The 512-nt window shown below is 61.7% G+C and carries 1 pseudogene; it reads left to right on the top strand.

The features are described from left to right. Positions 1-512 (top strand): annotated as a pseudogene (locus LI94_RS21450) (acetaldehyde dehydrogenase (acetylating)); the annotation flags it as partial.

Raw genomic sequence — 512 nt, 5'->3', positions numbered from 1 at the left:
GGGTCGGGCAATATCAGCACTGATCTGTTGTACAAGTTGTTGCGTTCGCAGTGGCTGGAGCCGCGCTGGATGATCGGCATCGATCCGGACAGCGAAGGTCTGGCTCGGGCGCGCAAGCTGGGTTTGGAGACCTCGGCGCAGGGGGCGGACTGGCTGCTGGGGTTGGATGAGAAGCCGGATTTCGTGTTCGAGGCCACCAGTGCTTATGTGCATAAGGCGTATGCGCCGAAGTATGAGGCGGCTGGGATCCGGGCGATCGATTTGACTCCGGCCGCGGTGGGTCCGGCGGTGATTCCGCCGGCGAATCTGCATGAGCATGTGGATGCGCCGAACGTGAACATGATCACTTGTGGTGGTCAGGCCACCATTCCGATCGTGTATGCGGTGACCCGCGCGGTCAAGGAGCAGGGTGGCACGGTGCCTTATGCCGAGATCGTGGCCAGTGTTGCCAGTGTGTCGGCCGGTCCGGGTACTCGGGCCAATATCGATGAGTTCACTAAGACCACCTCGCG

The organism is Mycobacterium sp. UM_Kg27 (genome assembly GCF_000972905.1).
Taxonomy (GTDB): Bacteria; Actinomycetota; Actinomycetes; order Mycobacteriales; family Mycobacteriaceae; genus Mycobacterium.
This window is presented reverse-complemented; position numbering and strand designations above follow the sequence as displayed.